This is a genomic window from Xanthomonas sp. NCPPB 2250 (genome assembly GCF_056725265.1).
In genome coordinates this window covers 1,254,132-1,278,002 of sequence record NZ_CM161520.1, presented here as the reverse complement: position 1 = coordinate 1,278,002, position 23,871 = coordinate 1,254,132, and the positions used below count along the sequence as shown (strand labels likewise).

18 protein-coding genes are annotated in these 23,871 nt (G+C 70.2%); 10 read left to right on the top strand and 8 right to left on the bottom strand.

The window, feature by feature from the left end:
• Positions 1-241: 241 nt before the first annotated feature.
• The 3 genes from AC1PMG_RS05345 to AC1PMG_RS05335 all read right to left on the bottom strand — a co-directional run bounded on the left by AC1PMG_RS05345 (position 242) and on the right by AC1PMG_RS05335 (position 4,211).
• Positions 242-1,684 (bottom strand): PepSY-associated TM helix domain-containing protein, encoded by a 1,443-nt coding sequence (locus AC1PMG_RS05345; protein WP_481110905.1) that lies wholly within the window; start codon positions 1,682-1,684, stop codon positions 242-244.
• Entirely contained in the window at positions 1,684-3,738 is a 2,055-nt protein-coding gene (locus AC1PMG_RS05340; protein WP_481110904.1) for a TonB-dependent receptor, read from the bottom strand. Before AC1PMG_RS05340 ends, AC1PMG_RS05345 begins: the two co-directional genes overlap by 1 nt.
• A 68-nt stretch (positions 3,739-3,806) precedes the next feature.
• Positions 3,807-4,211, bottom strand: a complete 405-nt coding sequence (locus AC1PMG_RS05335) for a DUF2946 family protein (RefSeq protein ID WP_481110903.1) — start codon at positions 4,209-4,211, stop codon at positions 3,807-3,809.
• A 309-nt stretch (positions 4,212-4,520) separates the two neighbouring features.
• Here AC1PMG_RS05335 and AC1PMG_RS05330 point away from each other — a divergent pair, with 309 nt between their 5' ends.
• From AC1PMG_RS05330 to AC1PMG_RS05315, 4 genes are all read left to right on the top strand, one after another.
• A complete protein-coding gene (locus tag AC1PMG_RS05330) occupies positions 4,521-4,742 on the top strand; it encodes a hypothetical protein (protein WP_481110902.1) in 222 nt (73 codons plus the stop codon).
• A 12-nt stretch (positions 4,743-4,754) separates the two neighbouring features.
• Complete coding sequence (locus AC1PMG_RS05325; protein WP_481110901.1) at positions 4,755-5,738, top strand: DUF6976 family protein; 984 nt, start codon at positions 4,755-4,757, stop codon at positions 5,736-5,738.
• 168 nt (positions 5,739-5,906) lie between these two features.
• The gene (gene arsC / locus AC1PMG_RS05320) at positions 5,907-6,329 is read left to right on the top strand and encodes an arsenate reductase (glutaredoxin) (RefSeq protein WP_481110900.1); all 423 of its coding nucleotides are present in this window, start codon (positions 5,907-5,909) and stop codon (positions 6,327-6,329) included.
• 135 nt (positions 6,330-6,464) lie between these two features.
• The gene (locus AC1PMG_RS05315) at positions 6,465-7,667 is read left to right on the top strand and encodes a GAF domain-containing sensor histidine kinase (protein WP_481110899.1); all 1,203 of its coding nucleotides are present in this window, start codon (positions 6,465-6,467) and stop codon (positions 7,665-7,667) included.
• 384 nt (positions 7,668-8,051) lie between these two features.
• On the opposite strand, the gene AC1PMG_RS05310 is transcribed toward AC1PMG_RS05315, so the two are convergent.
• Both AC1PMG_RS05310 and AC1PMG_RS05305 read right to left on the bottom strand, forming a co-directional pair.
• Positions 8,052-8,639, bottom strand: coding sequence for an LURP-one-related family protein (locus AC1PMG_RS05310; protein WP_481110898.1), 588 nt, complete (start codon positions 8,637-8,639; stop codon positions 8,052-8,054).
• A gap of 371 nt (positions 8,640-9,010) precedes the next feature.
• Positions 9,011-9,994, bottom strand: coding sequence for a LysR family transcriptional regulator (locus tag AC1PMG_RS05305; RefSeq protein WP_481110897.1), 984 nt, complete (start codon positions 9,992-9,994; stop codon positions 9,011-9,013).
• A 167-nt stretch (positions 9,995-10,161) separates the two neighbouring features.
• Between AC1PMG_RS05305 and cobA the strand changes: the two genes are divergently transcribed.
• Both cobA and cysK read left to right on the top strand, forming a co-directional pair.
• Positions 10,162-11,352 carry a uroporphyrinogen-III C-methyltransferase gene (cobA, locus tag AC1PMG_RS05300; protein WP_481110896.1) on the top strand — a complete coding sequence of 397 codons (1,191 nt, stop codon included), beginning with the start codon at positions 10,162-10,164 and terminating at the stop codon, positions 11,350-11,352.
• 29 nt (positions 11,353-11,381) lie between these two features.
• Positions 11,382-12,341, top strand: a complete 960-nt coding sequence (gene cysK / locus AC1PMG_RS05295) for a cysteine synthase A (protein ID WP_017908608.1) — start codon at positions 11,382-11,384, stop codon at positions 12,339-12,341.
• 50 nt (positions 12,342-12,391) lie between these two features.
• Here the strand turns inward: cysK and AC1PMG_RS05290 are convergent, their stop codons facing one another.
• Complete coding sequence (locus AC1PMG_RS05290; RefSeq protein WP_481110895.1) at positions 12,392-12,778, bottom strand: UDP-N-acetylglucosamine-peptide N-acetylglucosaminyltransferase; 387 nt, start codon at positions 12,776-12,778, stop codon at positions 12,392-12,394.
• 119 nt (positions 12,779-12,897) lie between these two features.
• Entirely contained in the window at positions 12,898-13,998 is a 1,101-nt protein-coding gene (locus tag AC1PMG_RS05285) for a nucleoside hydrolase (protein WP_481110894.1), read from the bottom strand.
• 254 nt (positions 13,999-14,252) lie between these two features.
• On the opposite strand from AC1PMG_RS05285, the gene AC1PMG_RS05280 reads away from it, so the two are divergent.
• A complete protein-coding gene (locus tag AC1PMG_RS05280) occupies positions 14,253-14,768 on the top strand; it encodes a methyltransferase family protein (protein ID WP_481110893.1) in 516 nt (171 codons plus the stop codon).
• 22 nt (positions 14,769-14,790) lie between these two features.
• Here the strand turns inward: AC1PMG_RS05280 and AC1PMG_RS05275 are convergent, their stop codons facing one another.
• On the bottom strand, positions 14,791-15,288 hold the full coding sequence (locus AC1PMG_RS05275; RefSeq protein WP_481110892.1) for a hypothetical protein: 498 nt from the start codon (positions 15,286-15,288) through the stop codon (positions 14,791-14,793).
• Positions 15,289-15,413: 125 nt separating this feature from the next.
• Here AC1PMG_RS05275 and AC1PMG_RS05270 point away from each other — a divergent pair, with 125 nt between their 5' ends.
• The 3 genes from AC1PMG_RS05270 to AC1PMG_RS05260 all read left to right on the top strand — a co-directional run bounded on the left by AC1PMG_RS05270 (position 15,414) and on the right by AC1PMG_RS05260 (position 23,847).
• Positions 15,414-15,956 carry an O-acetyl-ADP-ribose deacetylase gene (locus AC1PMG_RS05270; protein ID WP_017912991.1) on the top strand — a complete coding sequence of 181 codons (543 nt, stop codon included), beginning with the start codon at positions 15,414-15,416 and terminating at the stop codon, positions 15,954-15,956.
• Between the two features lie 264 nt (positions 15,957-16,220).
• Positions 16,221-17,921: a ShlB/FhaC/HecB family hemolysin secretion/activation protein gene (locus tag AC1PMG_RS05265; protein ID WP_481110891.1), complete on the top strand. Its 1,701-nt coding sequence runs from the start codon at positions 16,221-16,223 to the stop codon at positions 17,919-17,921.
• A gap of 13 nt (positions 17,922-17,934) precedes the next feature.
• The gene (locus AC1PMG_RS05260) at positions 17,935-23,847 is read left to right on the top strand and encodes an MBG domain-containing protein (RefSeq protein WP_481110890.1); all 5,913 of its coding nucleotides are present in this window, start codon (positions 17,935-17,937) and stop codon (positions 23,845-23,847) included.
• Positions 23,848-23,871 lie beyond the last annotated feature (24 nt).

Below are 23,871 nucleotides of genomic sequence, written 5' to 3'. Positions count from 1 at the left end.
CACCGTAGTCTTCTCCGTAGGAGCGGCTTCAGCCGCGACCGGGCGCTCATGGATACGCCCGGTCGCGGCTGAAGCCGCTCCTACAAGGGCAGCCCCGTGTCTTCTATGCAAATCCTGACGCCAGCGCTGACCGCTGGTCCCTCCTTGTGGGAGGGACTTCAGTCCCGACTGCAGCCAGGCCGGATGCGCCGATGACTTTGCTTATCGCCGCGGGCACACAGTGGGCTGCTACACCGACGCCCTAAGCCCCCACCACCGGCTCGCGCCGCAACACCAGCGCCCAGTCCAGCGCCAGCATCAGCAGCAGGGACAGACCCACCAGCGGAAACAGCATCCCGCCCAGCACCAGCAGCGCGACCACGCCGCGCAGCGTGCGCCGGTCCGCCGGCAACGGGGGCACCCCGAGCCCGCCCTGCGGGCGCCGCTTCCACCACATCACCGCCGCGCTCACGCACAGCAGCACGATGCCCAGGCAGGCCACGATCAGCACGATCTGGTTGAGCGCACCGTACTCCTGGCCCAGGTGCACGTTGATGCCCCACTCCAGCGTCTTGGCCAGCGGGCCGTAGTCGGCGTAGCGCATGTCCAGCAGCGCCTGACCGCTGTACTGGTCCAGGTGGATCACCCGTTGCTGGGCCAGGTCCGGCGGATACACCGAGGCGGTATAGACCCCCCTCACGCCGCGCGGCAGCGCCACGCTGTAGCCCGGCGCGATGCCGCGCGCCTGGAACCGCGCCACCGCCGCATCCAGGCCGATCGCGCCCGCCGCCGGCATGGCGTCCGGCATGTCGGCCATGCCGCCGTGTTCGCCATGCTCCTCGTGTCCGCCATGCGCGCCGTGCGCCGCGTGTGGGTCCACGGCCGGCGGCGACGACTGCGGCAGGCGCGCCTGGCGTAGCGACCACGCCGGCACCTCGCTGTCGCTCAGCCGCTGCGTCGACATCGGCAGGTCCACCCGCAGCCCGGAGGGATAGCCGTAGTGATGACCATTGGACAAGCGGTTGACCTGCGCACCCCAGAACCACGACCACGGCATCCCGGTCAGCGCCAGGAACAGCAGCAACACCCCGACCACGCTGCCGGTGAGCGCGTGCAGGTCGCGCCAGAACAGCCGCTGCGCCGGCCGCCCACGCACCGTGGTCACGCCACCGCGGCGCCCGCGCGGCCACCACAGGTACACGCCGGTGAACACCAGCAGGATCGCCCAGCCGGCCGCCACTTCGATCAGCGCGTTGGCGAACCAGCCGACATAGTCGAGGCTGTGCAGGCGGCGGATCGTCCAGGCCACGGTACCGTGCTCGGGCAACTGCCCCAGCACCCGCGCCCGGTACGGGTCCACGTACACGACCGCGCGGCGGCCATCGGCGGTGGCGATGGTCACTTCCGCCGAGGCATCGCGCCGCGGCGGCGTGGTGTAGCGCAATGCCTGGCCCGGTTGCGCGGCCAGCGCCGCGTCCAGCAGCCGCTGCGGCGCCAGTGTCTGCGCGTGGGCGGGTACCGGCACGGTCTTCAGCGCGCGGTGGAAGTAGCCGTCGATCGGCTGCTGGTAGACGAATGCGGCACCGGTCAACGCCAGCCAGACCAGCAGCGGCAGCACCAACAGGCCGGCATAGAAATGCCAGCGCCACACGGCGCGGTAGAAGCGTGCCGGCGCCACAGCCGACGCGGGAGAGTGCGTCGCCATCACCAGCCCCAGCTCAGCGTGGCGTACAGCGCGCGGCCGTCGCCGGGCGAGTAACCGGAGGACCCGCTGTCGTACCAGGCGTAGACGTAGTGCCGGTCGGTCAGGTTCTTCAGTTGCAGCGAGACCTCGCGCTGCGCACGCCAGCGCCAGGTCGCGCCGAGATTGGCCAGTGCGTAGCCGCCGTAGCGGCCGAGGGTGTTGCTGCGCTCCACGTAGTAATCGCCCTGTGCGTTGCCCCAGGCCGACAGTGTCAGCCGTGGCGTGACCTGCCAGTCGATGCCGGCGTTGGCGAGGTAGTGCGGCACGTTCTCGATTTCCTTGCCGCGTGTGGCCGGCGCGCTCGGGTCGGGGGTGACGATCAGCGCGCGCTGCCGCGAATACGCCAGCCACAGCGTCCAGCGCTCGTCCGGACGCAGGTTCAGTTGCGCATCCCAGCCGCGGCGCAAGGTCTTGCCGACGTTGCCGACCTCGCCGGTGCCGACGCTGCCGTTCACGCCGAGGATGGTGGCCACTTCGTCGGACGCGCGCTGCTCCCAGTAGGCCACGCGTGCGTCCCAGCGCTGCTGCGCACCGGCGAACTTCAGGCCGGTCTCCCAGCCGTCGTTGTAGGACGGTGCCAGGTTGCGCGCCTGGGTGCGGTAGGCGCCGTTGCCGCTGCCGATCTGGAACGTGCGGCCGATGTTGGCGTACAGGCTGGCCTGCGCGGTCAGCGCGTACACCGCGCTGAACTTGGGTTGGCGGATCGTGCCGTAGGCGTAGGTCGGATAGCGCGCGCCGCTGGCGACGTCGCGGAACTGCCCGCCGACGCGATCCACCCGATAGCCCGGCACCAGCTGCAGGCGCGCGGTCGGGCGCAGCACCGCCTGCATGTAGGCGCCTTCGGTATGCAGATCGAAGTCCCAGTCGCGCAACGGCACGGTGCGCACGCGCGCCACCGTGCGATAACGCTGCGAGAGGTTGTCATGCCACTGCGCATCGACCCCGCCCTCCAGCGCGAAGGCGTCGGCACGGGCCAGCGCCGGGCGCCAGCTGAGCCTGGCCAGCACGCCGCGCTGGCGCTCGTCGGTGTCGCGTTCCTGCTGCGCGCCGGCCGCGGTGAAGCGCACCCAGCGCTGGTTGTCGTAGCGGTTCCAGTACGCCTTGGCGCTGCCCTGCACGGTCTCGGCCAGGCGCGCATCCAGGTGCAGCGACACCTGCGTGGTGTGGCGCTGGCTGCGGTCGTCGCGCGCGTAGTCGGGCGAACTGCGTGGCGCGCGCTGCGCGGTGGCATAGTCCAGATACCCCGCCTCCAGCGCCGTGTTGCGGTAATCGCGCGCGCTGAGTCCGGCACGCCAGCGCCCGTCCGGATCGGTGTAGAACCACTTGCCGGCGAACGCGTGCTTGCGCGCGTCGGCGTGGTCGCGGTAGCCGTCGCTGTCGCGCCAGGCGGCGAAGTAGTTCTGGCTCCAGGCGCCGCGCTCGATGCCCTGCGTCGCCTGCACCTCGCGGGTGCCGAAGCTGCCGACGGTGACGCTGGCGCGGCCGTCGTTGCCGCCGCTGCGGGTCAGCACGTCGACGCTGCCGGCGATCGCATCCAGGCCGTAGCGCGGGTCGTTGGTGCCGCGCACGATCTCGATCGCGGCGATGTCCAGCGGGAACACCGCGTCCAGGTACGGCATGGCGCCGGCATTGTCGTTGCTGGGCACGCCGTCGATCAGCAGCTTGACCGCATTGACCCGGCCTTCGCCGTTGAAGCCGCGAAAAGAGAAGCGCCCGGCGTCGGTGCCCATCTTGAACTGGGTCACCTGCACGCCGGGTGCGCGCATCAGCAACTCCCAGCTGTAGTCCACATGCTGGTCCTGCAGCAGGTCGCCGCCGAGGATGTCGACGGAACTGAACACGCTGCGCGCGCTGGAACCGGCGGCGAGCGGCGAGGTGGCCTGGACCTTGCCCAGGGTCAGCACGGAATCGCCGGCGGCGCCGGGCGGCGCGTCGGCGGCATGGGCGGGCGCGGCCGCGACGAGACACACACAACAGCACGCCACCACCGGTGGCATGGCAGGAAAACGGAACATGGCGAAAACTCCATCGGCACGAGGGCGTGCCGCAGCGGCGCCGCGGCACGGAAACAACAACCCGTGGATCAGGAGAGCAGCGGTGGCCCGCGCGGCGGGTGTGCGCGGCGTGCGGTGGCCGTGACGACAAGGCTGTGCCGCGCCGCCACCGGCACTGGCGGACAGCGCCAGGGCAGCAACGCCAGCAACAGCACTACCCACGGCAGCAGCCGCGCGGCGAGCAGGCAGTAATCGCAGGCCGGCGCGTGCGCCAGGCCGGCATCGTCGTGGTGGCCGCCATGCGCCGCGGAGACAGCACCTGCCAGCGCCGCCAGGCGCAAGCCGCCGCTGGTGCACAGCGCCTGGTCCTGCAATGCCGCCGCCTCGGCCTGCGCCTGCCGCCACTGGCTGATCGGCGGCGCCAGCAGCAGCAGGCCGAGCGCCAGCGCGGCGAGCGCGGCCCAACACGACGGCAGCTGGCGGAGACGGAACATCCGTGCATTCTAGAGTGTGCGGCGCACATTGCGACGACGGCGGAACGGCCTGCGGCGCGTTGCGCCAAAACGGCGGTTGCATCGCATGGCGTCTGCAGCGCCGGCGACCACCGATGTTTCGCCTGGCCGGGCGCCCCCCGCCCTCCCGCTCGTGTGCCGAGGCAGCGGCGTTGATGGACTCCGCAATTCCCGACAGGAAAGCGCTTACAACGTGCCGCCGCGCTCAAGCCGCCAGCGCCGACGCCGATTAGCCGACTACGAGCCGGACATGGGTTCGGCCGTCGACCGACGTCATCGGGGAGAGGCGAGATGATTCCAAGCAAGACCCATCCAAAATGGATTCCGCTGCTGCGCGGCGATACCAAGCTGCAATTCAAGGTCTTCGCAGGCAACATGATGCTGAGCCAGTGCGCGCGCAAGATCAAAAGCGACCCATCGCCGCAGACCCTGCAGTCCTGCGTGGATGAGGCGTATGCGTTCTTCAGCAAGTACGAAAACCTCTACACGGCCGAACTGAAGGCCCATTTCTGACGGAGCGCCGACATGCTGATGACACGCGAACAAGTCGCCGAGAAGATCCGCGCAGGCGCCACCCTTTACCTGGCTGGAGACCAGGCCCTGCTCGATGGCCTGCCCAAGGGCAACTGGATCGGCGGCACCATTCCCTATTTCATGGACACCCAGGGCGGCACGCATAGCCGCGAATTGATCTTCGTCAGCGAGCAGAATCCCTGCGTCGTGGCGTCGCAGGTACGCTGGTACGACGTGGACGCGTTGCCGTCAATCGCCAGCGACTCGCCCGACCACGGCTTCAGCGTCATCATCCTGCCCGCCACCAGCCAGGCCCACGTGCGCTACGCGCAGGATTCGCCGGAGTATCCGGGCCTGTTCATGAAAAACATCGTAGGTTGGGTGGCTGGCGTGGACCTGGCCGATCTTGGCGCCGTGGCGCCACGGGTGTACGACGGCACCACGGGCATCTCCTACAGCGAAGGCTGTGTAGCACTGCACGCGACCCTGCCGGACAGCAAGATGGTCTCGGTGGGCATCGTCAACTGCTTCGCGCAAGGCAGCGGCGACAGCATCGGCTTCCCGGAGGATGGCTTCACTGTCGGTCAGGCGCTGATCAACGGCCAGCCCCGCGATTTCGCCGAATATCTGACCGCATCGCAGATCGATCTGCGCCTGCCGCTGGTGGCCGACTACAACGGCGAAAAGATCAATGTCAGCATCCAGTCGGTCGACACCGGCGCGCACCGGGTCACCCTTTACGCACCGGTGTTCCGTGGGGTCGAGTACCGCGTCGCCGCGCCAGTGGCCAACTACGTGGAGGCGTTCTCGCGACATTTGCCGCAGGAGGTAGAACACCCCGAGTTCAGTTGCAACTGCATCCTCAACTTCCTGTACTCGGAGCTGGAGGGCAAGCGCACCGGCGAGCTGATCGGACCGGTGACCTTCGGCGAGGTCGCCTACCAGTTGCTCAATCAGACCATGGTGTACCTGCAGATCGAAGACGCGCCGGCCTGACCCCGGCACCGGTCGACCGCGACGGGCGCAGCGATGCGCCCGTCGTCGTGCCGATGCTCAGGGCTTGCGTGTCCTGGCGATTCCGGCACCATCGGCGGCGGCGGGCGCGGCGGCGCCTGCCTTGCCGCTGCGCCGCCACCGGCCATGTTCACGGAGCGAGTCGACCAGATGACCATCACGATCTACCACAACCCCGCCTGCGGCACTTCGCGCAATGTGCTCGGACTGATCCGCAACAGCGGCGTCGAGCCGACCGTGATCGAGTATTTGAAGACGCCGCCGGACCGCGCCACCCTGCAGGCGCTGGCGGCGGCCAGCGGGCTGCCGCTGCGCGACCTGATGCGGCAGAAGGGCACGCCCTATGCAGAGCTGGGGCTGGACGACCCGACGCTGGACGATGGCGCGCTGCTGGATGCCATGCTGCAGCACCCGATCCTGCTCAACCGGCCGATCGTGGTCAGCCCGCTGGGCACGCGCCTGTGCCGGCCGTCGGAGACGGTGCTGGAGATCTTGCCGTCGCCGCAGCGCGGCGCCTTCGCCAAGGAGGACGGCACGCCGCTGGTCGACGCGCAGGGCCGCTGGGTCGGCTGAACCGCCGGCCGCGATGGCCATCTTCTGGTTCGCTAAGCGCGGGTGCAGCCCACGCGAGCGCCGCGTGAACGCCGCGTCGGCAAAAACCGTGACAGTTACCATAAACTGCGCGCCTTCCTGACCGAGTCGCGCCGCATGTCCACCGTCGAACCCGCCGCCGACCCGGTCTACTGCGCGGCCAAGCCCCGCAACGAAGCGCTGCGGCTGGACGCCTTGCACAGCTACGCGATCCTGGACACCCCGCGCGAGCCGGCGTTCGACGACATCACCCGGCTGGCCGGGCTGATCTGCCAGGCGCCGATCGCGGTGGTCAACCTGATCGACAGCGAGCGCCAGTGGTTCAAGAGCGAGATCGGGCTGGGCACGCGCGAAACGCCGCTGGCGACCTCGCTGTGCGCGCACGCCCTGCTCGAGGACGACCTGCTGCTGGTGCCGGATACCCGCGAGGACCCGCGCTTCGCCTGCAACCCGCTGGTCACCGGCGACATGCGCCTGCACTTCTACGCCGGCGCGCTGCTGAAGACCTCCGACGGCCTGGCCCTGGGCACCGTCTGCGTGCTGGACCGGCGCCCGCGCCAGCTCAGCTACGAGCAGATCGAAGCGCTGCGCGCGCTGGCGCGGCAGGCGATGGGCCAACTGGAACTGCGCAAGGCGCTGCACCTGGCGCAGGAATCCAACCATTACCGCAGTCGCCTGATGGCCATCGCCGGCCACGACCTGAAGACTCCGCTGCGCACCGCGTCGTATGCGTTGAGCAAGCTGCAGCGCCAGCAGGACGCCGCGCAGGATGGTTCGCTGGAGACCGCGCGCACCGCCTTGAACCAGGTCGCCAGCGGGCTCGACCAGCTCGCCACCAACGCCGCCGCCGGCGAGCTGCGCCTGCCGGCGCTGCAGACCCTGGCCCTGGCCGACGTGCTGGCGCCGATCCTGGCCACCTGGCAGCCGCAGGCTGCAGCCAAGGGCGTGCAGCTGCGCAGCGTGCCGACCTCCTTGCGCGTGCGCAGCAGCGTGGCCTTGCTGTCCACGTTGCTCGGCAACCTGCTCGGCAACGCGGTCAAGTACACCGCGCAGGGCAAGGTGCTGATCGGCTGCCGGCGCCGCGGCGACCAGGTGGCGGTGGAGATCATCGACCGCGGCATCGGCATGGACGAAGACGGCCTGCGCACGCTGTTCCAGGCCTTCCACCAGGCCGACCCGCGCAGCGACGGCCTCGGCCTGGGCCTGTGGATCGTGCGCCGCGCCGCCGAGACCCTGGGCTGCACCGTGGAAGTGCGCAGCCAGCCGGGCCACGGCAGCCGCTTCACCGTGCTGCTGCCGGCGGCGAGCACGGACGTCTGAGCTGCGCTGCGCTGGGCGCGGTTACTGGCACTGGCGACCGTACCCTCATCCGCCCCTTCGGGGCACCTTCCCCCGAAAAGGGGGCCATGGTCCTGGGGGGAGAAGGGTGGGTCAGCGGCGGCGGAGCGCGCTATGCGCCAGCGGAAGCGACGCGTTTCAGGGAATGCACGTCGCGGCTGGAGCCGCTCCTTCGGGCAACCGCGCACTGGGTCAGGCCTCGGCAGCAACCGGCGAAACACCGGGTTCTTCCGGCAGCCTGCAGTCGGGACTGAAGTCCCTCCCACAACGGCTCCGCTCAGTCGAATGAGCCGGGGCGCAGCCGCCGCAGGAATCCCGCTTTTGCGAGTCCCCAATCCCGATTCCCCATTCCCGGCTCTTCAACCGTCACTCCTTCAACACCATATCGATGCACAGCACCGCAGCCATGATCAGGATCCGCCGCGGATCCTCGGCCGGCAGGCTCTCGGCGATCGACAGCATGTAGTTGTCGGCGCTGGTGAACAGTTCCTTGCCCAGCCCGGCCCACTTCTTGGAGACCTGCGCCAGTTCGCGCTCGCCCTGCACGAAGCGGAAATCCCAGCTGGTCCACTTGCCGCGCAGGGTGCACACCGGCGCGCCCTGGACATCGAGCACGTCGAACTTGCCGCCGATGGAGAAGAACTTCTGGCTGAAGGAGCCGACCAGCCGATCGCGCTCGTCCAGCACCTCGACCCTGGACAGGAACAGCGAGAAGCCGCGCTTGACCGTCAGCACCTTCTGCCCGTCCGGCGTACGCACTTCCACCTGGAACGGGGTCATGCGCTTGTAGTCGGTGAACCGGAAGATCTTGGTGAACACGCCCAGGTTCGGCTCGCGGCATTCCACCAGCTTGCGGTTGCTGTGCGGATCGAACACGTCGTAGTTGTTGGCGGCCTTGAACATGCCGACCTGTTCCTTGACGAAGAACAGGTTGTGCTGGAGAACAGGATGCATCGGGCGTCCTTGCGTTGGGATAGTCGACGCGCCCTGGGCGACGGCCGCACAGCGGCGGCGCGGTGCCGACAGCCGCCGGCACATCCAGGGTCGCGGTCTGCCGGGCGGCAGTGCGGGCCGCATGATAGGGGGCGGCCGCGGCCGCGGCAACGCGCGCGGCAGGCAGCCGCGCCACCGCGTGGTCGCCATTCCGGCATTTCAGCGACAGGCCACGGTACCGTGGCCCGCACATCTTCTGCTCGGAAATCCGTCTAAAGCCAATCGACGCATCACGCACAGGACGCCGCTGTCGCGACTCCCCAATCCCCATTCCCCATTCCCCAATCCCAGCTTCACCGCGATTCCCCAATCCCGATTCCCCAATCCCGGCTTCAACTGGTAATGGTCTGAGTCAGCGCTTCCCAGCTCGGCGGCGCCGGCCAGTCCGGCTGCTGGTTGCCTTCCATCACCCGACGCAGGTCGCGGGTGTCGATCTGCGGCGCCAGCACGTGCACCAGCTCCAGCGCGTAGTCGCGCAGCACCCGGTCGCGCGGCAGCACCGCCCAGGCGATGCAGTCGGGAATCTCCGGCGGTGCCGGCCACGCGCGCAGGTCGGTGTCGTTGGCGCTCACCGCCATCTCCGCCAGCAGGCCCACGCCGAGTCCGGTGCGCACGTAGGTCTTGATCAGGTCCGCGTCCAGTGCGGTCAACGCGATCCGCGGCTCCAGCCCGAGCCGGCCGAAGGCGCGCTGCAGCGAGGAGCCGGCGCGGGTCGAGGATTCGTAACTGATCAGCGGCTGTGCCGCCAACGCGGCCATGTCCGGCACCCGCTTGGGCACGTCCAACGCATGCCCGCGCGGCACCAGCACCAGCCGCCGCCAGCGGTACAGCGGCACGGCGATGCCCGCCGCCGGCGCACTACCGGCGGTACTGACGATGGCGATGTCGGCGTCGCCCTGGCTGAGCAGGTCCAGCGCCGCGCTCTCGGCGGCCTGCTGCAGATGCACGCTGACCTGCGGATAGGCCTGCTTGATCTGCGCCACCGCCGGCGGCAGCACGAAGCGCGCCTGGGTGTGGGTGGTGGTGAGGGTCAGCTGGCCCTGGCTCTCGCGGCGCTGGTTGGCGGCGTAGGTGCGGATGTTGTTGGCCTCGGCCAGCACCGCGCGCGCGCGCTCGATCACCTCGCGCCCGGCCGGGGTCACCGTTTCCAGGCTGCGGCCCTTGCGCACGAACAACAGGAAGCCCAGTTCGTCCTCCAGCTGCTTGAGCTGCTTGGACAGCCCCGGCTGGGTGGCGTGCACGCGCGCCGCCGCCAGGGTGATGTTCAGATCGGCATCGGCAATGGCGACGAGGTAGCGGAGTTGGGTCAGCGTCATCGGGACGAGGGCGAGGCGCCGCCAGGCGGGACGCTCGACTGTAGTGGAATTCGGCCTTTCACCTTATAACCGAAAGCTATCTGCCTTGGGCATGAAGTCATTTCCTGGGGCTATGAGCCGGCGCTACGGTCATCGCTCCCGCCTGCCCTGCGTTGCGAGCCGTCCCTGTGAGTCCAGCCCCGATTGCCCTGTATCCGGACCTGCGCGACCGGGCCGTGCTGGTGATCGGCGGCGGCGCGGCCGCCGAGCGCAAGGTGCAGGCGCTGCTCGCCGCCGGCGCCCTGCCACGGGTGGCCGCGCCGACCCTGACCCCGGCCTTGCATGCGCTGGCCGCGCAGGGACGGCTGGCCTGGCTGCACGGCGACTTCGACAGCGCCTGGCTGGAGACCGTGTGGTTCCTGATCGCCGCCAGCGAGGATCCGGCGGCCAACCGCCAGGCGCTGCACGCCGCAGCCGCGCGACGGGTGCTGGCGCAAGCCGTGCCGGCCGAGCCGGCCTCCGCGGCCGATGCCGCTGCCGACGAGACCGCCGCACAGCAGGCGCTGCCGCTGCGCCCGGGCAGCGTGACCCTGGTCGGCGCCGGGCCCGGCGATCCCGGCCTGCTCACCGGCAACGCGCTGCACGCCCTGCGCCAGGCCGACGTGGTCCTGCACGACCGCCTGGTCAGCGCCGCGATCCTGCAGCTTGTGCCGGCCGGCACCGAGCGCATCGCCGTCGGCAAGTCGGCCGACGGCCATAGCGTGGCGCAGGAGCAGATCCATGCGCTGCTGCTGGAACACGCGCGGCGCGGACGCCGGGTGGTGCGGCTGAAGGGCGGCGACCCATTCGTGTTCGGCCGCGGCGGCGAGGAACTGGAATACCTGCGCGCGCACGGCGTGGCCTATGCGGTGGTGCCCGGCATCACCGCGGCGCTGGCCTGCGCCGCCTATGCCGGCATCCCGCTGACCCATCGCGACCACGCGCAATCGCTGCGCCTGGTCACCGCGCACTGCAAGGCCTCGCTGGACACCCTGGACTGGACCGCACTGGCACAGGAACGGCAGACCCTGGCGGTGTACATGGGCGTGGCCGGCCTGGACACGGTGCGCACGCGCCTGCTCGCCGCCGGCCGCGCCGCCGGCACGCCGTTCGCGCTGGTGGAGAACGGCTCGCGTGCCGAGCAGCGGGTGGTGCGCGGCACCCTCGCCGACCTGCCCGACACCGCCCGCGCGCATGCAGTGCGTGCGCCGGCGCTGCTGATCCTGGGCGAGGTGGCCGCGCTGGCCGACACCCTGCACTGGTTCGGCGCCGCGCCGCTGCACGCGCTGCCCTCACCTTCCCCGAAGCAGGCGGCGCCTACCCTGGCCCACGCCGCCTGACCCGCCCCCCATTCCCGGAGACCTTGCCCATGGCCATCTACGACAACATCCTCGACACCATCGGCCACACCCCGATCGTCAAGCTGCAGCGGCTGGCGCCGGCGCACGTGGACCTGTACGTCAAGGTCGAGGCCTTCAATCCCGGCGGTTCGGTCAAGGACCGCCTGGCCCTGGCGATCGTGCTCGACGCCGAGGCGCGCGGCCTGCTCAAGCCCGGCGACACCATCGTCGAAGCGACCTCCGGCAATACCGGCGTGGCGCTGGCGATGGTCGCCGCCGCACGCGGCTACAAGTTCGTGGCGACGATGGTGGAAACCTTCTCGATCGAGCGCCGCAAGCTGATGCGCGCCTACGGCGCCAAGGTCATCCTGACCCCGGCGGCCGAGCGCGGCAGCGGCATGGTGCGCAAGGCCGAGGAACTGGCCAGGCAGCACGGCTGGTTCCTGGCCCGGCAGTTCGCCAACCCGGCCAATCCGGCCTACCACCGCAGCACCACCGCCGCGGAGATCCTGCGCGACTTCGCCGGCCGCCGGCTCGACCATTTCGTCAGCGGCTGGGGCACTGGCGGCACCCTCACCGGCGTCGGCGAAGTGCTGCGGCTCGCGCGTCCGGAAGTGCACATCACCGCCACCGAACCGGCCGGCGCGGCCCTGCTGCAGGGCCAGGAGTGGAAGCCGCACAAGATCCAGGGCTGGACGCCGGATTTCGTGCCCGAGGTGCTCAACCGCGAGGTCTACGACGAAGTGTTGAGCGTGGAAGACACCGACGCCATCACGGTGTCGCGCCGCCTCGCCGCCGAGGAAGGCATCTTCACCGGCATCTCCGGCGGCGGCACGGTAGCCACCGCGCTGCGCGTGGCCGAGACCGCGGCGCCCGGCGCGGTGATCCTGGCGATGCTGCCGGATACCGGCGAACGCTACTTCTCCACGCCGCTGTTCGCCGACATCAACGAAGGCAGCGACGACGACTGGCTGGCTGGTCTGCCGTAACGCGCAACCGCATGCTGGTGCCGGCGCCGCGCGACACCGGCGCGGTGTCGCTAGTGCGCGTGCGGATCGAAATACGCCGTCCATGAGGTCGGCGCGGCACGCAAGCCGGCCGCCTGCTGGAATGCCGCCATCGCCTCGGCCTCCTGGCCCGCATTGAGCAAGGCCACGCCGAGGTTGAAGCAGGTGTTGCGGTCGTCGGACCGCAGGCGCACCGCGCGGCGCAGGGCGGTCAGCGCCCGCCGGTAGTGGCCGCGATCGCACAGCACTGCACCCAGGCAGGTGAGCGGGCCGGGATCGGCGGGCGCCGCCCTGGCCGCGGCGCGCAACAACGTCTCGGCGTCGGCCAGCCGCGCATCGGCATGCTGCGGCTCCTGGAACGCCGCCATGGCCAAGGCCTTCGCTTGCGCGAGGCGGTCGTCGGGCGCGGATGCGCTCATGTCAGCGCACCCCAGGCCTGCGTCCCGCCTGCCCCAAACGCGAGCGGCAGGACGACGAGCCCGCTGCGCACCAGTACGACGTGGCGTGCACCGGACTGCAGATCCGCGTGCGCCATGCCTCAGCCCGGCAGCGGCGCGCCCAGCGCCGGCGGCTGCGGCGCGGTCAGGCGCTCCACCAGCAACTGCTCGATGGCGGCCACGTCGACCTCGCGCACCACCTGCTGCGCCTGCTCGCCCAGGCCCGGCTGATAGCCCGGCGCCCACGACAGGATGTCGCCGTAGCCGGCGCCGAACTCGGTGTTGGTGTCCACGTACAGGGTCTCGCTGAGCGTGGCCAGTTCCGGACGCAGCCACAGCGCGGTGGCCAACTCGTCCCACATCGGGAAGCCCGGCTCGCGACGGCGCAGCGCATGGCCGATCGGCGTGTCGGCGGCGCTCATCCGCGCCAGCAGTTGCGGGGTCAGTTCGGTGGCGGTGGACGGATCCACCGGCACCATCACCATGCGCCGCCACGGCGCGCGCATCACGATGCTGGCCGCTTCCGGGTCCCAGCGGATGTTGAATTCGCGCCGCGGCGAATTGACGAACTCGCGCGCGAACTGCGCCGCCGAGACGCTGTCGCGGCGCTGCCGCGGATTGAGGCTGCCGCCCATGTAGACCAGTTCCTTGGCCAGCGTGGCGAAGTCGGGATCGAGCCGCTGCGCCAAGGCCAGGTTGGTCAGCGGCCCGGTGGCGACGATGCTGACCTCGCCGGGGAACTCGCGCACCTTGCGGATCATGAACAAGGCGGCCGGCTCGCTGGCTGCCTGCACTACCGTGGGATTGCCCAGCGGCAGGTCCGGGACCACGTCGTGCGCGTGATAGCGCGGCGCGCTCTGCACCGTGTCGTGCTCGACCCACTGCCGGGTCCAGGCGCCCTTCCACAGCAACTTGCCGTACAGCGCTTCCCAGCGCTCGGTGGCCACTTCGCTGTTGAGCAGCGGGAACACCGGGCCGGGCAGCACCGGCACTTCCCCACGCCCGGCGATCTCGAGCAGGCGCCGGGTATGCGCCAGCGCTTCGTCGCGCCAGATGTTGCCGCTGACCACCGAGATGCCCAGCACCTCGACCTCGGGCGATTGCAGCAGCAACAGCTGCGCAGGGGTGAAGCCGTCGATGTCGTCTTCGAGGATGACCCGGCGGCGCGGGGCGGTGGCGGTGCTGGCGGAAGCGATTGGCATGAGGCGGGACAGTGGGTAGCGAAAGGGGAAACAAGGCGCGATCGACGTGGAACGAGGCGACACGTCGAAACGCAAGCGCCGGCGACGTACCGCGTGGGCGCTAGGGTAATCGGGTTTGCGTGCACTGCCACGCGCCGATGCGCCGCCGGTCGCCGTCGGCTCGCGTCCGTGCCCATTCGTGACGCGCTCGCGCGCGTCCGCCGTGAGCAGCCGCGTAAACTTGCGCGGCCGCAACCGAACCAGGGAAGGACTGCATGCACGACCAAACCGACCGCACCGATCCACCGCCGGCACGTGCGCAGGCGCGCGTGCCGTTGCTGGTGCGCACGACCTCGCCGGCGCATTTCCTGCTGGCGCTGCTGCTCGGTGCCAGCCTGCAGCACGCGCTGCCGTTGCCGTTGCCGCAGGGCACCGCGCTGGCCTGGCTGCAAGTGGGCGGCGGCGCCGTCGCGCTCGCCGGCCTGCTGCTGGCGTGCTGGTGCTTCGTGCTGTTCGCCCGCGACCGCACCACCCTGCTGCCCGAGCGCGCGCCCTCGCACCTGGTCTGCCACGGGCCCTACCGGCTGACCCGCAACCCGATGTACGTCAGCCTGACCCTGAGTTACCTCGGCCTGAGCGTGCAGATCGGCTGGCCGTGGTCGGCGCTGTTGCTGCCCCTGCCGCTGCTGGCCTTGCAGTGGGTGGTCATCCCCTACGAGGAAGCGCGCCTGCGCGAACGCTTCGGCAGTGCCTATGCGCGCTACTGCGCGCAGGTCGCGCGCTGGCTGTAGCCACTGGCCGCGTCGGCTCGCCTCAGCGTGCCAGCCACCAGGCCGCCGCCGCGGCCAGCAACAGCACCAGCAGCACCCAACGCCAGGCTCCGCCGCGGTCGCCGGCGGCCACGGTCGAGGCGGCACCCAGCGTCGGCGCCGAGCGCAGATGCCGCTGCACCATCTCCAGCGCCTCGCGCAGCGACATGTCCGGATAGTGCTCGAACACCAGCTTGGCGGCCTTGCGCCGCTCGCCGCGACGCAGCGCCAATTCCGCCGCCGGCGGCAGGCGCCGTTCCTCGGCCACCACCGGCGCCTGCGCCCCGGTCGCCGACGTCGACCCCGCTGCCGCACCGGAGGCGTGGCGGTCGAGCATCTCCGTCACCGTGCGCGCCGCGCCGGCCAGCAGCCAGGCATCGACCTGCTCCTTCGCACTGCGCAGGTCCATGCCGCTGTGCGCGCGCAGCAGCTTGATCGCCTTGATGATCTGGCCCTGCGCGAGGGCTTCGGCGACCTGTGGCGGCGGCGGGTTCGGGTTCATGTCGCAAGTGCTGAGATGGAGGCGCGTCAGTCTTGCCGCTGGCCGGTTAAGCGGCCGTGGCAGCGGGCGGCGGCGGTGGCGACACCCTCACGCATCCATCATTCGGCTCCCCTAAAGATCGGCGCATGAAGATCGAAATCTGGCAAGGCGACATCACCCAGCTCGACGTGGACGCGATCGTCAACGCCGCCAACGAGTCCCTGCTCGGTGGCGGCGGCGTGGACGGCGCCATCCACCGTGCCGCCGGCCCGGAACTGCTGGAAGAATGCCGGCGCCTGCCGGAACTCAAGCCGGGCGTGCGCTGCCCGGTCGGCGAGGTGCGCGCGACCGCGGGCCACCAGCTCAAGGCCCGGCACGTGCTGCATACCGTCGGTCCGGTGTGGCGCGACGGCGCCCACAACGAACCGGCCCTGTTGGCCAACTGCTACTGGCGCGCCCTGCGCCTGGCCGAGCAGATGGGCCTGCATTCGGTGGCGTTCCCGGCGATCAGCTGCGGCGTCTATGGCTACCCGCTGCACCAGGCCGCGCGTATCGCGGTGGCCGAGACCGACGCCTGGCAGCGCGCGCATGCGGTGCCCAAGCGGATCATCCTGGTGGCCTACAACGACGCCACCGCCAAGGCGTACCGGCAGGCACTGCGCGACGCGCAGTGCGCCACCGCAGCCTGAGCGGCCGACCCGGACGCTCTCAGAGACCCGGCAAGTACCCGCGAAGTACCACAGGGCCTGCGTACCACCCGGGCGCAGGCACGCGCTGATTCCCTGACATGGCGGCCGCCCCGCGCCCGGCTGGCACAGCGCGCTGTGGGGATTTTCCCGACACCCTGTCAGGGGACCGCGCAAAGAGTGATCGCGCGCTCAGATTCGCTCAGATTGATCGGTTGTGGGACGGCTACATTGCGCGAGCCTCAACCCTAACGCCACCTTAACATCATGACGATTTCTTGCCGTCCGCGTCCGAGTACGCTGGCGAATGCCCTGTTTGTGCTTCCGTGGGCCGCCGGCCTGGCCTTGACCCTGACCTGCGCGACGGCACTGGCCCAGGAGGCCGCCCCGGCCACCGGCACCAGCACCACCGACGCCGCGGCGCCGATCGCGGTCCAGGCGATCCGCGTCACCGGCGTCGGCGACCATCCGCGCGAGCAGATCGATCCGGCGCGCCTGCAGGCGCTGGCCGACGCCCGCCTGCGCGCACTCGGCGGCGGCACGGTGCCAGCACAGCTCAGCTTCGCGCAACTGCAGCAGATCGCCGACACGCTGACCCAGGCCTACCGCCAGGCCGGCTTCCTGGTCGCCCGCGCGTATCTGCCGGTGCAGACCCTGGGCGCGGACCAGGTGGTCGAGATCCGCGTGGTGGAAGGCCGCGTCGGCAAGATCACCGTCGAGGGCACGCGCCGCTACGACGACCGCCTGATCGCCAGCCCTGCCCTGGCCCTGCAGGGCCAGATCCTGCGCCAGCAGGATCTGCAGTCGGCGCTGCTGTACACCCGCGACCTGCCGGGCGTGTCCGCCACCTCCGTGCTCAAGCCCGGCGCCAACCCCGGCGAGACCGACGTGGTGATCCAGGCCAGCGAGGAGCGCCCGCTGCAGGTCAGCGTCGGCGCCAGCAACTACGGCACCCCGAGCATCGGCCGCTACCGCGCCCAGCTCGGCGTGGACTGGAACAACCCGCTCGGCCTGGGCGACCACCTGTCGGCCAGCTATGCCTATGCGCTGGATCCGGCCAATACCTGGCAGGGCAGCCTCGCCTACCAGGTGCCGATCGCCGGCGTCGACGGCCTCAGCGCCAGCGCGTCCTACACGCGCAGCGTGGTCAACCTCGACAACGGCGCGTTCGCCGCGCTCGACATCCAGGGGCCGACCCAGCAGAGCGCGCTGGGCCTGGACTGGAAGTTCGTCAATTCCGACGCCTGGCGCGTGCAGAGCTGGCTGCACCTGGTCAAGGAGAGCTCGCGCCTGCAGGGCCTGGGCGTGCTGTTGTCCAAGCAGAAGTTCGACGTGGCCGAGCTCGGCACCAGCGTGCGCCACGACGATCGCCGGCTTCACGCCATCGACCTGCTGCAGCTCAGCGTGCGCGGCGCGCTCGACGACGACTCGCCGCAGACCGACTACCTGTACGCCCGCCACGACCGCCATTTCACGGTCGCGCGCCTGAGCTACACCCGGCTGCAGGGTCTGACCGCCACGCAGCGCCTGCAGTTGCGGGTCAACGGCCAGTACAGCGACGACACCCTGACTCCGCTGGAGCAGTTCTCGCTGGGCGGACCGACCAGCGTGCGCGCCTTCCCGCTCGGCGCCGCGCTCGGCGATCGCGGCTTCGACTCCGGCCTGGAGTACCAAGTGGACGCACCGGGCTTCGCCAGCGCCGCCTCGCCGTTCGGCGGCCGCGCCTGGGGCCAGTTGCTGACCGCCAGCGTGTTCTACGACTACGGCCGGGTTTACCCGAACGGCGCCAACCGCGCGGTGTACGACAGCGTCACCACCTTCGAGGGCGCCGGCGTCGGCCTCAGCTTCCGGCTGCCCGACTGGCACGGACTCTCGTTCGATCTGGCCGCAGCCAAGCCCACCGGCACCACCAAGCCGAGCGACGGCAAGGATGTGCGCTACTGGGCCCGCTTCGGCCTGACCTTCTGACCTGGGGATCTCCATGAACCGCATCTACCGCCTCGTCTTCAACCGCCACCTCGGCGTGCTCCAGGTCGCCTCCGAAGTCGCCACCGGCCACGCCGGCGCAACCGGCACCGGCGCGGCGCGCCTGGCCGCGCCGCTGCTGCCCTTCGCCCTGGCCTGCGCGCTGGCCGCGCCGGCATACGCCAGCGGCGTGCCGTCGCTGTCCAGCGCCACCGGCGCCACCGTGTCGCAGAACGGCGGCACGCTGCAGATCGACCAGAACGCGGCCAAGGCGGTGCTGAACTGGAACAGCTTCAATGTCGGCAAGGACGCCAGCGTGGTGTTCGTGCAGCCGTCCAGCTCGGCGGTGGCGCTCAACCTGATCGACGCCAGCCGCGGCGCCAGCGTCATCGACGGCAGCCTGCGCGCCAACGGCAACGTGTTCCTGATCAACTCCGCCGGCATCCTGTTCGGCAACCACGCGCAGGTGAACGTCGGCGGCCTGATCGCCAGTTCGCTGGGCCTGGCCGGGGACGACGACAACGGCTATCTGCTCGCACGGGGCGACCATGGCGCCGCCAGCGTGGTCAACCAGGGCAGCATCCGCGCCGGCAACGGCGGCTCGGTCAATCTCGTCGGCAACCATGTCGCCAACCGCGGCAGCATCAGCGCCGACGGCGGCGCCATCCGCCTGCTCTCGGCCGATCAGGTCAAGGTGACCATGGACGCGGCCGGCGCGATCGGCATGCAGATGGTCGCGGCGGCCAGCCAGTCGGTGGACGGCGCGGCGGCGGCGGTGGAGAACAGCGGCACGCTGCGCGCCAACGGCGGGCAGATCCTGCTGCAGGCCGGCAGCACCGGGCTGTCGCAGTTGCTGGTCAACAACACCGGCGCGCTCGAGGCCACCGGCATCGACACCTCCGGCGGCAGCGTGCGCCTGGTCGGCAGCGGCGGCGACGTGGCCAGCAGCGGCCGCATCGATGTCTCCGGCAGCCGCGGCGGCAGCGTGCAGGTGCTGTCCGATGGCGCGGTGAACGTCGCTGGCCGCATCGACGCCAGCGGCACCGCGGCCGGCGGCAGCGTGCGCATCGGCGGCGGCTACCAGGGCGGCGAACAGTTGCAACACGCCAGTGCGGCCACGGTCGCCGACGGCGCGCTGCTCGATGCCAGCGCGACCGGCCAGGGCAACGGCGGCTCCATCGTGGTCTGGTCCGATGGCCACACCGCAGTGCACGGCGCGCTGCGCGCCGATGCGGCCGGCAGCGGCAATGGCGGCCTGCTCGAAACCAGCGGCCACACCGTCGACTTCTCCGGCATCGCCGTCGGCGCCAAGAGCGCCGGCCACGGCAGCGCCGGCACCTGGCTGGTCGACCCGGAAGACCTGACCGTGGACAGCGCGGCCGCCAGCACCATCAGCGGCGCGTTGAACGGCGGCACCAACGTCACCCTGCTTACCTCCATCACCAACGCCAGCGGCCCGGGCACCGTGAGCAACGGCAGCGGCGACATCAACGTCAATGCGGCGATCGGCTGGAGCGGCAACTCCACGCTGACCCTGGACGCTTACCACAGCATCCATCTCAATGCCGCCGTCACCGCCACCGGCGACACGGCCGGCCTGGTGCTGAACTACGGCGGCTACACCGACAACGGCACCGTCGGCGGCACGGGCGACTACTACGTCAACACCCCGGTCTCGCTCGGCGGCGCGCACGCCAGCCTGGCGATCAACGGCCAGGCGTACAGGCTGATCCATTCGCTGGCGGACGCGGCCACCTATTTCAACAGCCCCGGCTCCTACGCGCTGGCGCAGGACATCGACCTGGGCGGCGTCACCCGCAGCAGCGCCCTGGTCTCCTCCTTCCAGAGCAAGCTGGCCGGCCTGGGCCACAGCATCAACAACCTGACGATCTCCGGCGCCAGCGGCTACGTCGGCCTGTTCGGCACGACCAGCAGCAACAGCCTCATCCGCGATGTGCACCTGGGCAACGTGGCCATCTCCGGCGGCTATTACGTCGGCGGCCTGGTCGGCTACAACCAGGGCGCGATCAAGAACGTCACCGTCGACGGCGTGGTGAGCGGCACCTCGGGCGGCATCGGCGGATTGGCCGGCTACAACCTGGGTTTGATCGACAACGGCGTGTTCAACGGCAGCGTCAACGGGCAAAACACCGTCGGCGGCGTGGCGGGCAACAACGTCGGCGCCACGATCCGCAATTCCCACAGCACCGGCAGCGTGACCGGCAGCTCCAGCAACACCGGCGGCCTGGTCGGCTACAACGACGGCGGCAGCCTGACCAACACGTATTCCACCAGCACCGTGAGCGGCACCAGTTCCGTCGGCGGCCTGGTCGGAACCAACCAGAACGCCGGCTCGATCAAGAACAGCTACGCCACCGGCAACGTGACCGGCAGCAGTTCCATGGTCGGCGGGCTGGTCGGCATGAACTACCAGAGCACCATCGCCAACACCTACGCCACCGGCAGCGTCACCGCAACGGCCTCGGTGGGCGGGCTCGTGGGCGTCAATAACGCGGGCGGTGCCGGCGTCAGCTCCAGCAGCGTCAGCAACAGCTACGCCACGGGTGCCGTCATCAGCACCAACAACAACAACGTGGGCGGACTGATCGGCGCCAATTCGGGCAGCGTCAGCAATGCGTCGTGGGACGTCGACAGCACCGGCCAGGCCAATGCCATCAGCAGCGGTGGCGGCGGCAGCGCCACCAATCTGACCAGCTTCGGCAGCAACAACCGTTACAGCCACAGCACCTACGGCAATCTCGGCACCTGGGCGTTGCTCGCCGGCACCAGCAACGTCTACGTCGCCAGCGATGGCGTCGGCAGTCCGGCCTGGATCATGATCGAGGGACAGACGCGTCCGTTCCTGGCCAGCGAATACAGCACCAGCATCGGCAACGCACACCAGTTGCAGCTGATGGCGTACAACCTGGCGGCCAACTACAGCCTGTCCGCCGACATCGACGCCAGCCAGACTGTCGGCAGCACGGCCAGCGGGATGTGGAGCAGCGCCGGCTTCAGCCCGGTCGGCGACAGCAACAACGCCTTCACCGGCAGCCTCGATGGCGCAAACCACACCATTTCCGGGCTGACCATCGCCCGCGGCGGCACGTCCTACGTCGGCCTGTTCGGCAACACCGGCGCCGCCAGCCGGATCGTCAACCTCGCCCTGACCGGCGCCACCGTCACCGGCACTGCCTACGTGGGCGGCGTCGTCGGCTTCAATGTCGGCACGCTCAGCGGCATCCGCGTCAACGGCACCATGAGCGGCACCGGCAACTTCATCGGCGGCCTCACCGGCTACAACAATGCCGGGGCGATCACCGGCGCGCAGACCAGCGGCAGCGTGGTCGGCAGCGGCGGCCCCTACAGCGGCAACTACGTCGGCGGACTGATCGGCAGCAACGTCAGCGGCACGATCAACGCCTCGTCCTCGTCGAGCACGGTGTCCGGCGGCAGCGGCGTCGGCGGCCTGGTCGGCAACGACTACCAGGGCAACTACAGCAACGTGCAGGCCAGCGGCAGCGCGACCAGCACCAGCACTGCCAGCGGCGACCATGTCGGCGGGCTGATCGGCAACGCCAATCAGAGCCAGATCCAGAACGCCTCGGCCAGCGGCAACGTCACCGCGACCACCACGCATGCGGGCGGCCTGCTAGGCCAGGCGTCCATGGCGACCCTCACCAATGTGCAGGCCAGCGGGAGCGTCTCCGGCTCGAACTACGTCGGCGGGCTGATCGGCGTGGCGAACAGGGGCACCATCACGAACGCGCACGCGACCGGTAGCGCATCGGGAGTCAGCTATGTCGGCGGACTGGTCGGTAACCTCTTCAACGCAAGCCTCAGCGACGCTTACGCCGTCGGCGATGTTTCCGGCACGTCGTTCATCGGCGGGCTGGTCGGCTACAACAATCGTGGCGTTCTGACCCGTGTCTATGCCACCGGTTTCGTGGCCGGCACGGACTTCGCCGGCGGCCTGGTCGGCTACAACGAACAGGGCAGCATCAACGCGGCCTATGCCACGGGTCAGGTGATCGGCACCCAGCATCTCGGCGGCCTGGTCGGCTACAACGAGAGCGGCACCATCAACGCCAGCTACGCCACGGGCGACGTGGGTGGCAGCACCGATGTCGGCGGTCTGGTCGGCACCAACGACGCAGGCACGATCAACGCCAGCTTCTTCGCCACCGACATCGGCGGCAATCCGATCAACGCCGGCCTGCGCTTGGCGGGCAGCAACACCGGCAGCATAGACGCGATCAGCGGCGGCAGGTCCTGGAGCGCGCTGAACACCCTGTCCACGTTCACCGACGCCGGCTGGGCGATCGACAACCGTGGCGGCACCGGCCTGACCTGGCGCCTGTACGAACACATGGGCACGCCGCTGCTGCGCAGCTTCCTGACCCCGTTGACGATCAGCAGCAGCGTCTCCGGCCTCGACAAGACCTACGACGGCAACGGCGTCAGCGGCACGCTCGCGTCCTACACGGTCGGCGGCGCCTTCGACCCGAGCCTGCTGTTCGGCTCGTCGCTGCGCTACGCGACCGCAGGCAATGGTGTCGGCAGCTACACCACCGGCAACGGCATGCTGCAGATCGGTGGCCTGGCGTCCTCGCAGCAGGGCTACGACATCGGCTACGTGGTCTCCGGCGGCATCGCCATCACCCCGGCGACGCTGACGGTGACGGCGACCTCGGGCTCCAAGACCTACGGCGGCACCGTCAACCTCAGCGGCTACCGCGTTTCCGGCCTGGTCGGCAACGACAGCGTCTCCGGGGTCGCGCTGAGCAGCGCGGGCGCCGGCAGCGGCGCCGCAGTGGGCAACTATGCCGTCACCGCCTCCGGCGCGACCGGCGCCGGGCTGTCCAACTACGTCGTCAGCTACGTCGACGGCAGCCTGCGGGTCGATCCGGCCACCCTGCGCATCGTCGCCAACGACGCCAACAAGACCTATGGCGGCACCGTCAATCTCAGCGGCTACAGCGTTTCGGGCCTGCTCAACGGCGATACCGTCTCCGGCGTCGCCCTGGGCAGCGCCGGCACCGGCGCCGGCGCCGCGGTGGGCAACTACGCCATCACCGCCTCCGGCGCGACCGGCGCCGGGCTGTCCAACTACGTCGTGACCTATGTCGATGGCAGTCTGCGCGTCGATCCGGCAACGCTGCGCATCGTCGCCAACGACGCCAACAAGACCTACGGCGGCACCGTCAATCTCAGCGGCTACAGTGTTTCGGGCCTGCTCAACGGCGACACCGTCTCCGGCGTCGCTCTGGGCAGCGCCGGCGCCGGTGCCGGCGCCGCGGTCGGCAACTACGCCATCACCGCCTCCGGCGCCACCGGCGCCGGGCTGTCCAACTACGTCGTCAGCTACGTCGACGGCAGCCTCCGCGTCGATCCGGCCACCCTGCGCATCGTCGCCAGCGATGCCAGCAAGACCGTCGGCAGCACCGCCACCCTCACCGGCTACCGTGTCTCCGGCCTGCTCAACAGCGACACCGTCTCCGGCGTCGCCCTGAACAGTGCCGGTGCCGGCAGCGGCGCTGCGGTCGGCAACTACGCCATCACGGCCTCCGGCGCCACCGGCGCGGGGTTGTCCAACTACGCCATCAGCTACGTCGATGGCCTGTTGAACGTGGTCGCCGATGGCGGCGGCGCCGTCCAGTTGCCCACCACCACCGTGCAGGCGATCAACACTTCGGTCGCCGCCGCCACGGTGACCAGCGATGCCGGCAGCACGACAGAGACGAGTCCGCAAAAGGCCGACGAGACCGCCAGGCAGCTGGCGGCCGCGGCACGTGGCGGCGGCAGCGGCACCGTGACGGCCGCCACCGACTCGATCCTGATCGTCGACGGCGGCATCCGCGCCCCGGCGGTCGCCTGCAGCCCGGGCGCGTCCAACGCGTCCGCGGACAGCTGCATCATCCGGCAGTAGCCGGGAATGACCTGACGACACCGC

Coding starts and splice junctions, on each gene's coding strand:
- AC1PMG_RS05265 (WP_481110891.1), top strand. CDS start 16,221: ATGACGATTTCTTGCCGTCCGCGTCCGAGTACGCTGGCGAATGCCCTG.
- arsC (WP_481110900.1), top strand. CDS start 5,907: ATGACCATCACGATCTACCACAACCCCGCCTGCGGCACTTCGCGCAAT.
- AC1PMG_RS05260 (WP_481110890.1), top strand. CDS start 17,935: ATGAACCGCATCTACCGCCTCGTCTTCAACCGCCACCTCGGCGTGCTC.
- AC1PMG_RS05270 (WP_017912991.1), top strand. CDS start 15,414: ATGAAGATCGAAATCTGGCAAGGCGACATCACCCAGCTCGACGTGGAC.
- AC1PMG_RS05275 (WP_481110892.1), bottom strand. CDS start 15,288: ATGAACCCGAACCCGCCGCCGCCACAGGTCGCCGAAGCCCTCGCGCAG.
- AC1PMG_RS05345 (WP_481110905.1), bottom strand. CDS start 1,684: ATGGCGACGCACTCTCCCGCGTCGGCTGTGGCGCCGGCACGCTTCTAC.
- AC1PMG_RS05330 (WP_481110902.1), top strand. CDS start 4,521: ATGATTCCAAGCAAGACCCATCCAAAATGGATTCCGCTGCTGCGCGGC.
- AC1PMG_RS05280 (WP_481110893.1), top strand. CDS start 14,253: ATGCACGACCAAACCGACCGCACCGATCCACCGCCGGCACGTGCGCAG.
- AC1PMG_RS05285 (WP_481110894.1), bottom strand. CDS start 13,998: ATGCCAATCGCTTCCGCCAGCACCGCCACCGCCCCGCGCCGCCGGGTC.
- AC1PMG_RS05290 (WP_481110895.1), bottom strand. CDS start 12,778: ATGAGCGCATCCGCGCCCGACGACCGCCTCGCGCAAGCGAAGGCCTTG.
- AC1PMG_RS05305 (WP_481110897.1), bottom strand. CDS start 9,994: ATGACGCTGACCCAACTCCGCTACCTCGTCGCCATTGCCGATGCCGAT.
- AC1PMG_RS05335 (WP_481110903.1), bottom strand. CDS start 4,211: ATGTTCCGTCTCCGCCAGCTGCCGTCGTGTTGGGCCGCGCTCGCCGCG.
- AC1PMG_RS05310 (WP_481110898.1), bottom strand. CDS start 8,639: ATGCATCCTGTTCTCCAGCACAACCTGTTCTTCGTCAAGGAACAGGTC.
- AC1PMG_RS05325 (WP_481110901.1), top strand. CDS start 4,755: ATGCTGATGACACGCGAACAAGTCGCCGAGAAGATCCGCGCAGGCGCC.
- AC1PMG_RS05315 (WP_481110899.1), top strand. CDS start 6,465: ATGTCCACCGTCGAACCCGCCGCCGACCCGGTCTACTGCGCGGCCAAG.
- AC1PMG_RS05340 (WP_481110904.1), bottom strand. CDS start 3,738: ATGTTCCGTTTTCCTGCCATGCCACCGGTGGTGGCGTGCTGTTGTGTG.
- cysK (WP_017908608.1), top strand. CDS start 11,382: ATGGCCATCTACGACAACATCCTCGACACCATCGGCCACACCCCGATC.